Below are 9,704 nucleotides of genomic sequence, written 5' to 3'. Positions count from 1 at the left end.
ACTCGTGCAGCGTTTGCTGATGGGGGGAACCCTGCTTGCCCTCAGCGGGGAAATGGCACTGCAGGCTTGGCGCTGAATCCACACCGTGCAACACCATCACGACGCCGCACACGGCATCAAGGACAAGTATTGATTTGGCTGTACTTGCCAGAGGGCTGTGCCTCGAATACATAGCGACCTTGAGAGTTGTTGTGCTGGCCAATGCAGATAATTCGCATGCAGGCGACATAGTTCGCGGTCTAAAGGGACGGAAACCAGACCTTCGGCTTCAAAGCAAAGGTAATGGTAGATAGGTGACTCTGAGCGGTCGCTCGGGGCAGATGGTGCGGCAGGCCGCTTTAGCCGACCTGCCGCCGACCGGGTGAGAACTCCGGCAGATCGTCGGCCAAAGCGGAAGTTGGCCGCTCTTTGCGCAACCGTCTGGTATGTGGCAGTAACCAGTCAGCGGGCTCTAGTCCACACCAGGTGACCGTCAACGAATGCATGCTTCCGACCCAAAGCAGAAGTTCAGTGCATATCTGCCAATAGCCCTCATTCGGTCTTGGCTGCCATGCAATACATTTGGTCTGAGTGTCCGCTCAAGGCCTGAGACCAGCCATTTCATTGGGACCAATACTGAACATCAGCTTTCTGACCGCCGGAATGCGTACGTCCGAACCAAATCAGTCCTCTGATTGGGTTGTGCCTATTAGATAGAAATCAGATCAGCATAGTCAGTCATTGACCCGACGGACAAGAACAATGGCTCAAGGTTCGTAGAAACTCGACCGCGGGGCCTGAAGGCTACTCGAACCTCTTTCTGGTAAGCGTACCCGAAATGCTTTGCCATCTCTGGGATCCTGAACTTCGTATAATCGCGATAAGGATCGTAGTAGGTCACCTTTCCTTCCATAGGAATCCAATCTGGAAAGCGCGCAAGGAATGAGGAGATCAGACGCTGCTTGAAGAGGATGGGGTTCCGAATGACTATGGCCGCGTCGGCGTCGAAATCAGTAGGCATCCGATAGTGAATGTGTTCACACAGACTGAAGAGATAGTAGTCATGGAACACGAGCGGAAGCACGATGTCGTCATCGTCAAATTCAATCAAGTGACCCTGAAAGTTGATATTCGACTTACCCTCGAGCCGCTCCTTGTACGTAGGAATGAAAAAGGTTCGGCTGGTTTCATCATCACGAACAGCATCAAGGAAACCCGCGTCGTTATACAACCCCGCGTTAGCCAACCGAAGATTGCCAGTTTGCAGCATGGGCTCAAGAAACTGGCGCTTCCCATATTTGACAAGGATAGGGGTGGTAGGTGTGTTGTATCCATCGAACATTCTTACGCCGATTGGCATGCCATGCTCGAAATACTTAAGGATCGGTGCTTTGGCTGACTGAATTAGATCAATTGGCGGCAAACCACCGAACCGCCCCCCATATTCTTCGAGCATGTGTGTGAAGACCTGCATATACTCATCTGTCTCAGACATTGGCACAGGCCGCAACTTACCATCCGGTCCAATCTCATTCACATTCAGGAATATGTTGCGAAACCGCTCAGTAACTCTGTCATCAGGTGCACCAATCAGATAGGGCCTCGCCAGATAGGTGTGGCGCCATACTTCGTGACGCGCCAAACCTCTCAGCTGCCCTGACTTCCATTCATAGTGTCGACGTTGTTGGTCGAAAACTTCAAGTCGCTTGCGGATTTGATCGAGACTAACTTTTGCCATTTATATTCTGGTGAACAATGTGTCGGACTATCCCTGTACCAATTTTCACTCCGCACCAACAAGGTTGAAGGGGCGAGCGGGCATGATTGTAAATGTCAATGGCATCGACAATGATGCAAGGGCCATTCTTTGCTTCCTAGGTAAGCTGTCAATCAGGCCGAGCCAATCGCTACCGGCGCTATTCAACAGATTGCTGACGTAGCTCAGGACCCTGGCAGTGGCAACAATGCCCAAATCTAAGACGTCGCATGGTCTATCAGCGAGGCTGTTTCTGGCCGATACCAGTCATGCTCGCACATTGGCATAAAATGATTCGGCCTGCATCAGAAATCCATCTGTGCAGTGATTAGCTATCACAAGCATCGCACCGACGAAACTGGGTCCCGTCAGTGCGAGCCGACGCAGTCGTGTCGCTCAGGGTTAAGCGGTCGGCTGGACGATCATCGCGAGCAAGGAATAGCCTACCGGGAGTAGCTTGATGACGCGAGGAGCCTCGCCGTCGGCGTCGCCGAGTTGGGAAAGATCAACCGTCAGAGCGGCGATGAGGGGCGTTAGATGTACCATGCCCTGCATTGTCCGGGTGTGGCATGATTGCGCCCAGATAAGCTTCAGTGGGTAGAGGAGTATGGATAAGAAACAGGTGGCCCTACTAGGCTTAAAAGGTGCTATTCATGAAGCGGCATTTTTGCTGGATTCACTACTGTCACTGTATGACGGCTTCAAACATGAAAGGTCCCCACAACTTAGTAGGATCAGTGAAGCGTCGTATATGTTAAATGCATTTGTTCGGTCGGGGAAATCGGCACTAGAGCTGCTTGGTAAATCTTCCGATGAAGGCAAGAAGACGTTTCTAGTACGTTTCGCAAGCCCTCAAGGCTTCGAGTACTTGATGAAAACGGCGAGAGATGCGATCACTCATGGGACTGGCGATCTGCTTTCGGGAGGCATAGAGGTGGAACACAATGGGGCGACGATGATGGCTCTCGTGTGTTCACCACTCAATGAAGGAGGTCCCGCGTGGCACACACCTCCATATCAGGATGGCATCAGTCTTGCCTTGGACTATTTTTTAGCAGTCCTAGACGAAACCGAGAAATGCTATGCAGGACTGAGCGAACTGCCAGATGACTATTGGCATGGAATCCGAAACTGGGAACTTGAAGGGATGAAAGCGACTGTCCATGTGTCGCCGAGCATGATTGAAACAGCAAGGCAAGCGCAGCTCATGATTCCACCTGAATTCGTGCCAGATTTTGTTGATACCAGCTGGGTCGGAAACATGGTTGAGAAGTACAAGAGCCTCCGTACGTCCGTCTACCCAACAATCCTCATCGCGTGGGGTAGGTACCACTTAAGTTTTCCTGTATACGGCACAAACGCGGCAAATAACACCCAAACGCCATAAAGCTAATCCTGCGGTCTATCGGTGCTGTGTGATAAAGCCGTTCAGCACCGGTAAATCGCCCCTGCCTCTCTAGATACTTTAACGGCTGCAATCAATACAGAAGCGGACATCGAGAGTCTGGCTGAGATTGGCCGCTTTGGCCGGCGACCAGCCGCTGGCTGGGCTGACCAGGCAGCTGATCGGCCGAAGCAGTCTATCAGCCCATCTGCCTTGAGCGTCTGCTCAGGGTCACATACCGGCCACTTATCTGCCATCGGTGCCGAGCGTCGGCTTTCTATCCCTCTGAACGCGTACTTCCAGTCCAATTCGGCCATTCAAGACAGCATTTGTTAAACGGAAGGTATCTGAGTGAAGCAGTCGCCCTGTGTTGCTGTTCAGGGGGTTAGCAGCTGTATGGCCATGCTGGCCAGAGATTGTTATACAGACACGCGTATGACAAGGCTCTTGAAACTTATGAACTTGGGATACGATAATGCCTGTCAACAATATTAATTGTTATACGGACACCGATGTCCGTATAAACACTGTTAGGCATCTGGAGCACTCATGCCATCCGCAAAACCCCTGTCCGTTCGGTCGCCGACAACTCCCGGTTCTTGGTTAGTAAACGATAAACGTTACTTCGAGAATGCGCATATGCTTCTCGCCGAGTTGGAGGTGCTGGTTGTCGACGTCAACAAGGCGTGGCCAAAGGCTCTCTCGGAGACCATCAAGGAAGGCGAAACCACCAAAGCTCACTGGCAACTAGCGCGAAAGCGAGATCTGCTGTCGGATTCGGTGAAAGTCTTTTCTGCAATGTCGGTCGAAGCATTCTTGAACTTTTATGGCGTTCTGCGCCTTGGCCCTGTTCAGTTCGATCGAACGCTTGAGTTGCTCGGGCCAGTTGCCAAGCTAAAGAAGCTCTTCAAGCTCTGCGACGAGGTCACCCTCACAGACACCGATGTCATCGTTCAAATTCTAGACAGGATCGCCAAGCGCAGGAATCAACAAGTTCATCCTGTAGCGGTTGAGGTTTCGGTGCCCCTGGCTTCCGAAGGTCGCGAAGGCGACAAGATTCCGGAGGTGGCAAGGCAAGCAGTCAGTGACATGGTTCACTTCTTCCAAGAGTTTGGGAAGCGCCAACCTAATGTGGCACATCATCTGCCCGAGCCATATGTGGCAGATGCCTAACCCTTCCATCGAGCGGACTCGCATCGGCGGCGTGGGCCGCTCATGTCAAACGTTAGCCCATCAACCAAAAGGACAGAAACATGGCAACAACAACCATTTTCAATGTTGGAGACATCGTTAGGCTCAAGTCGGGAGGACCGGACATGGCCGTTAAAAATCTTCCGCAAGAGAAAAGCACTATTTATGTATGCCAGTGGTTCGCGGGGAAAAAACTTGAGCAAGGCTCGTTTCCCGCAGATTCCCTCGAAAAAGTTAAGTAAGCGAGCGAGCCATGAAAGCCACAGAGGCCGCTGATTGGATGCAAGATCAGATTACTCTGCACGGATGCATATACCAAGATGATGTAGTGGATTACTTGGTAAAAGCTGATGCAGAAGACTTGCTCCGCGAAAACAGCGACGGAAATTTAGTTGTCGGCCGCTCGGTTCTTGATGCCTTTCGCAAGTTGAACGAAAGTTCAGTTGTTTGGGTTAAGCCAGATAGATACTGGCGCCATCGGGTAGCCGAGGATGAACCAGGCCGCGATGCACGGGGCTAACAATTCCGTCAAGAGGGGCCGCCCACATGCTGCGCTTGTGGGTTCCCTTCGCGGCTATGGCGGCACCTCACATCAAACGTTAGGAGTCACAACCGTGGAAGAAGAACAGCTTTGCCTTGTGTTCGTTCCCGCACTAGTTGCCATTTTGGTAACGCTGAAAACAAAAAAGCTCGCCTTTATCTGAATTAGAAGTAATAGAAATTAGGGATCAAGCGACATGCATCACTGTTCCAATAAGTGTGGCTGTTGAAATGGAAGAAAGCCGTGGATACCGCTGACAGCGGTCGCATATGTACTGCATTGTGGCCGCTTTCTGGCATTATGCACAATGAGTGTCACCAACCACAAACGGCCATTTCGCTTGGTACTCCTGAGCAGCCAGGCTGTGATGTCAAGGCCCACCGGTTCGTTAATGATCAGCCTTTCGCTCGCTGGTGAATCGTCTAAACACTATTAGCCATCATCAAAATGCGTATACCCAGAGCCGTTCTTTCGTTAGCCTTCGGCATAGTCGCCACGGTCGCCAATGCCTCCACATGCCAAGAACCCAAGTTAGAGGCGTTGGCTGAAACACACCCAGAGTGTAGGTTCTACAAAGGCACAAGCTACTTTAGGGCCAAAGAATACTCGAGCGCACTTGATCAATGGCAGGCGCTCGTGGATCTACAAGACATCCCCAAGGAACTTGAGTACCTACGAGTCGATGCCCAGAACAACCTGGGCTTCCTCTACTTCATGGGTTGGGGTGTGAAGCAGAACAAGGAGCGGGCCATTCAGCAGTACTGGCGGCCAGCCGAAAAAGCCGGGCACGAGGAGGCTGCTTATCACCTTTGTCACGCGTATGCTAAAGAGAGCCCAGAACTCGCCCTTGGCTACTGCCGTGAATCGCTTCGTCGCTATGACAAGATCGGTCGGACTGACGGTGACACCAACGAAATCATCGCTCAGATTCGACAACTAATCTCATGGCTTGAGGAGAGGTGATGCCTAACCAATGCCGGCTCTTGGCCGGGGCACTCAGTACCAGCCTACAGCTGCACTCGGCCAAGAGCGGATAGTCGATAACTATGCTGGATAGCGGACAAGCAACGGTTCTGCTACCGTGTTCCACCCAAATCTTTAACAATATACTGACGGAGCTTTCAGCTTATTAACTGCTAGCCATGGATGCCCAGTCTTCATTCCCATTCTTCATGCCCACAGACTCTCGTCCGTTGAGTACTCAGGAGCGCGTTATTGTGGAGCGGCTTATTCGCGAACTGTCACCAAGGTTTTCGGGGCAAGTAGATGCGCTCAACGTAGTAGGCCGATGCGGTTGTGGCATTTGTCCAACTGTCTTTTTTCAAGCCTACGAGGCCGGCGACACCGAGACAGATATTGCGACTATGGCAGGGAGAGATAGCTCCGGAGGCCTAGTTGCAGTTGTGCTGCTTGAGAAAGCTGGAGCGCTTTCACAGCTCGAGTTCTACTCCGTAGATGGGCATGACCCTTGGGGGCTTCCGATTGCGGAGACATTGGGGCCGTTGTAATACCATTGCTAGCTTCCCGTTCCTGAACGCCTGCTTCCTGAAGCCAAATGCAGCTTAGTGCCGACGACTGCCACGGGAATGTTGGCAAAGGGGAAATACACATAACCGACAGAGAGCTTCGCGGTTTTGTTGTTGCTCACAATGGTGTTGCAGCTGGCTGGGGTGGTTCGCGTATTCCGGACGACGCTCAAGACGAGTAACCGCACCATGCTTTACAGGCCGACTCCAGATGGGCCGCTAGCTGACTGATTGCTGACATTGCGCAGGGTACATCCCAGTGGCCGTTAAGGCCGAGGAGTTCGCATTGGCTGTTCGGCAGGTTTCAGAGTGAAGCCGTCGCTTGAACGGCGGCTATGCCAAATGGGCGACCGGCAGCAGTTGGCCGGGGGCTGCCGTAACTGACAGCATCCAGAATGCTGCTCTTGCGTTTCCATCTGTCGGCTATCGGGTGCCAACTTGGAAATCCTGCTCTCGACCATGAGCTGCCAGCTGCTATACGCTTTCCGAATGGCTGAAGTTAGTTTTGGAGCTGACGGACAGGGGCAACGAATCGATATTCGTAGCCACCAATGACCGAATTGCCAATTTCTGCGAGCTTTCGCATGTGGCGAGTGCGCGCCCAGGTTGTGCAATTGGGGCCGATTATCATCGGCCCCTCGGCATGGGGCTTAATTCAGCGCATCTCTTACTGCTTCTTGCCATGGCGATGTCGGCCTGCCAATGAGCCCGCTTAATTGCTGACCATGATCAAAGAGCGCGCCCTTGGATATGCCGGTATCGGAGTTCGCCAGAAGTTCGGCAAGCGATTCAGGCAAGCCTGTGCCTAATAGTGCTTTTTTGTATTCCGCTTCAGGCAGGTTGATGTACGGAATTGATTTGCCACTTTGCTGTGAAATCTCTGCGGCAAATTCACTCAGCGTGTAGGAGGTATCTCCTGCAAGTTCGTACACCTTTCCAGCCTGATGGTCGCTGGTCAGCACGACGGCAGCAGCCTCTGCATAATCAGCACGGCTGGCGGAAGAGATTCGTCCGTCGCTACCGCAACCATATAGCGCGCCTAGCGACAGTGCGGCACCGATCCCCATTGCATAGTTCTCGGTGTACCAGCCATTTCGTAAAAGAGTAAATGGCACGCCAGAAGCAAGGATGGCCGCTTCTGTTTCCCGATGTTCGTCGGCAAGTCCGAGTACGGATGTGTCGGCATGCAAAACACTGGTGTAAGCCAACAGCTTTACACCTACGCGTTGCGCTGCATCGATAACTGCTCGATGTTGCTGGACGCGCTGCCCGATTTCGCTAGAGGAAATAAGCAAGACTTTTTCCGCTCTTTGCAGTGCCGCATCCCAACTGGCGGGCTGGTTGTAGTCTGCCTGACGAACGTTCACACCCAGCGCGGAGATATCCTTCGCTTTTTCCACACTGCGCACGATGGCGATAATGTCATCTGCTGGAATTTTCTTCAGTAGAGAGCTGATAACGAGGCGGCCGAGTTGGCCGGTGGCTCCAGTAATTGCAATCATCGTGGCTACCTTTACTTTCGTGGGTTGATAGGGTGAATGTAGAATACCCGCTATACTAACTATTCGTAAGTACGCACCAAAAGGTAAGTGATATGTTTGAAACAGATACCGGCAAACTTGCGGCGGCCATGCGTCGTGGAGACGTGCTTGCAGCACAATGCCCTTCGCGTGAAATCCTCAAACACGTGACCAGTCAGTGGGGAATACTGGTGCTCATGGCGCTAATGGAAGGAACGCATCGTTTTAGTGAATTGCGCCGCAAAATAGGTGGGGTGAGTGAAAAGATGTTGGCGCAGACGCTGCAGCAATTGGAACAGGATGGGTTCGTCAGTCGCGTGTCGTATCCGGTGGTGCCCCCGCATGTGGAGTATTCGTTGACCCCACTGGGCGAAGGCATAGGTCTCCATGTTGAAGCACTAACTGACTGGATTGAACACAACCTGCCAAATATCATCAAATCGCAGCAGTCTCAGGCTCCAAAACCACAATGAATCGCAATTTTCGTTGCTCCCGGGTTGATGGACAGACGACGGTACAAAACTGTATCTCCGCCGGATACCGCTGACTTACGCACTGCTGCTTTGGATCGGAAGTACGCGTTCACAGTAGTAGAGAGCCGGCGACGGCACCGGTGCAAGGAAAATGGTCGGTATCTGACCCTGAACAGACGCTCAGAGCGCATGGTGAGAAAGCGGCTTTGGCCGACTTCCCGCCGACCAAGCTGATGGATCGTCAGTTGCTCGACCAAAGGAGCCAGTGAGTAGACAGATTCGCAATGGCAGGTTTGAACAGGACGCCGGTCTCGCCGCTATTGCTACTTGATTGCCTGCACTTCGGACCTGTTGGGGTGCCAACCACCGCCTAGCGCCTTGAAGGCTGCGACCGCTGCACGTGCCGACTCTGTTTGCGCCTGTGCTTGTGCGTCAGCGGCGCGGAGCAAATTGTCATCGGCCTGCAGCACCTCGATCAGGCTGACGACCCCCTTTTGATAGGCGGCAAACGACGCCGACCGGGCGCGGCCGAGCGAGTCCACGCCTTTGGCCAGGACAACAGCCTGTTCCTCGCGTTTGACCAGGGCCGAGAAGGCATTTTCTACATCCTCGGTTGCCCGCAGCACGGCGAGCCGATACGCGGCCAACCTTTCTGCCTCCTGCCCCTTGGCCTGGTCGATCTGTGCGTTGATGCGGCCAAAGTCGAACAAACGCCAGCGCAGCCCTATTACGCCGGCGGCCTGGCTGGCACCACCAGTAAACAGATTGCCGGCCGATACTGCTGTCGCGCTGCCGATCAGTCCGCTCAGCGAGAGTTTGGGGTAGTACTCGGCAAGGGCAACGCCGATACGTGCATTCGATGCGGCCAGACGACGCTCGGCCACGATCAGGTCAGGCCGGCGCCGGAGCAACTCGCCCGGTGATCCGGTGGCGGCGATGCGTGGGGCGACAGGGATGGCCGCAACTTCGACCAACTCGACACGATGCGTGCCGGGAGACGAACCCAGTATCACATCCAGTGCGTTCATGGCGGCGTCCAGCCCCGTTTCGAGCACTGGCACGGAGGCTTGAACCTGGGCCAGCGCCCCTTCGGCCTGGTCCACCTGCAGTTCGGCCGCCAGCCCCTTGCCATAGAGCAGCTGGAGGGTTTTAAGCAGCGCCTGCTGTTTCTGCTCCTGCCGACGGGCAACATCCAGGCGGGCTTGTAATCCGCGGATACTGATATAAATGTCGGCAGTCTGGGCTGCCACTGTCAGGCGCGTGGCCGTGGCACCGGCTTCCGAAGCCTGATACTCGGACAGCGCCGCTTCTTGCCCGCGCCGCAAGCCACCGAA

Annotated in this window: 9 protein-coding genes; 6 read left to right on the top strand and 3 right to left on the bottom strand. The window is 53.6% G+C overall.

What is annotated here, in order from left to right; genetic code table 11:
• Nucleotides 1-688: 688 nt before the first annotated feature.
• Nucleotides 689-1,717: a hypothetical protein gene (locus NOM55_RS17250; protein ID WP_255909882.1), complete on the bottom strand. Its 1,029-nt coding sequence runs from the start codon at nucleotides 1,715-1,717 to the stop codon at nucleotides 689-691.
• 625 nt (nucleotides 1,718-2,342) lie between these two features.
• Here NOM55_RS17250 and NOM55_RS17245 point away from each other — a divergent pair.
• From NOM55_RS17245 to NOM55_RS17225, 5 genes are all read left to right on the top strand, one after another.
• On the top strand, nucleotides 2,343-3,122 hold the full coding sequence (locus NOM55_RS17245; RefSeq protein ID WP_255909880.1) for a hypothetical protein: 780 nt from the start codon (nucleotides 2,343-2,345) through the stop codon (nucleotides 3,120-3,122).
• 546 nt (nucleotides 3,123-3,668) lie between these two features.
• Entirely contained in the window at nucleotides 3,669-4,292 is a 624-nt protein-coding gene (locus NOM55_RS17240) for a hypothetical protein (protein WP_255909878.1), read from the top strand.
• A gap of 80 nt (nucleotides 4,293-4,372) precedes the next feature.
• Nucleotides 4,373-4,552, top strand: coding sequence for a YodC family protein (locus NOM55_RS17235; protein ID WP_255909876.1), 180 nt, complete (start codon nucleotides 4,373-4,375; stop codon nucleotides 4,550-4,552).
• 11 nt (nucleotides 4,553-4,563) lie between these two features.
• The gene (locus NOM55_RS17230; RefSeq protein WP_255909874.1) at nucleotides 4,564-4,830 is read left to right on the top strand and encodes a hypothetical protein; all 267 of its coding nucleotides are present in this window, start codon (nucleotides 4,564-4,566) and stop codon (nucleotides 4,828-4,830) included.
• A 657-nt stretch (nucleotides 4,831-5,487) separates the two neighbouring features.
• Entirely contained in the window at nucleotides 5,488-5,814 is a 327-nt protein-coding gene (locus NOM55_RS17225; RefSeq protein ID WP_255909872.1) for a hypothetical protein, read from the top strand.
• Nucleotides 5,815-7,027: 1,213 nt separating this feature from the next.
• On the opposite strand, the gene NOM55_RS17220 is transcribed toward NOM55_RS17225, so the two are convergent.
• Complete coding sequence (locus NOM55_RS17220; RefSeq protein WP_255909871.1) at nucleotides 7,028-7,879, bottom strand: SDR family oxidoreductase; 852 nt, start codon at nucleotides 7,877-7,879, stop codon at nucleotides 7,028-7,030.
• Between the two features lie 92 nt (nucleotides 7,880-7,971).
• Between NOM55_RS17220 and NOM55_RS17215 the strand changes: the two genes are divergently transcribed.
• Nucleotides 7,972-8,370, top strand: coding sequence for a helix-turn-helix domain-containing protein (locus NOM55_RS17215; RefSeq protein ID WP_255909870.1), 399 nt, complete (start codon nucleotides 7,972-7,974; stop codon nucleotides 8,368-8,370).
• Between the two features lie 323 nt (nucleotides 8,371-8,693).
• Here NOM55_RS17215 and NOM55_RS17210 read toward each other — a convergent pair.
• A partial coding sequence (locus NOM55_RS17210) for a TolC family protein (protein WP_255909869.1) occupies nucleotides 8,694-9,704 on the bottom strand: 1,011 nt, incomplete at its 5' end.

It is taken from the genome of Vogesella sp. AC12 (assembly GCF_024437575.1).
GTDB lineage: Bacteria > Pseudomonadota > Gammaproteobacteria > Burkholderiales > Chromobacteriaceae > Vogesella > Vogesella indigofera.
This window is presented reverse-complemented; position numbering and strand designations above follow the sequence as displayed.

Excerpts from the sequence above, each read along its gene's own strand:
- NOM55_RS17250 (WP_255909882.1), bottom strand. The coding sequence starts at position 1,717 with ATGGCAAAAGTTAGTCTCGATCAAATCCGCAAGCGACTTGAAGTTTTC.
- NOM55_RS17245 (WP_255909880.1), top strand. The coding sequence starts at position 2,343 with ATGGATAAGAAACAGGTGGCCCTACTAGGCTTAAAAGGTGCTATTCAT.
- NOM55_RS17240 (WP_255909878.1), top strand. The coding sequence starts at position 3,669 with ATGCCATCCGCAAAACCCCTGTCCGTTCGGTCGCCGACAACTCCCGGT.
- NOM55_RS17235 (WP_255909876.1), top strand. The coding sequence starts at position 4,373 with ATGGCAACAACAACCATTTTCAATGTTGGAGACATCGTTAGGCTCAAG.
- NOM55_RS17230 (WP_255909874.1), top strand. The coding sequence starts at position 4,564 with ATGAAAGCCACAGAGGCCGCTGATTGGATGCAAGATCAGATTACTCTG.
- NOM55_RS17220 (WP_255909871.1), bottom strand. The coding sequence starts at position 7,879 with ATGATTGCAATTACTGGAGCCACCGGCCAACTCGGCCGCCTCGTTATC.
- NOM55_RS17215 (WP_255909870.1), top strand. The coding sequence starts at position 7,972 with ATGTTTGAAACAGATACCGGCAAACTTGCGGCGGCCATGCGTCGTGGA.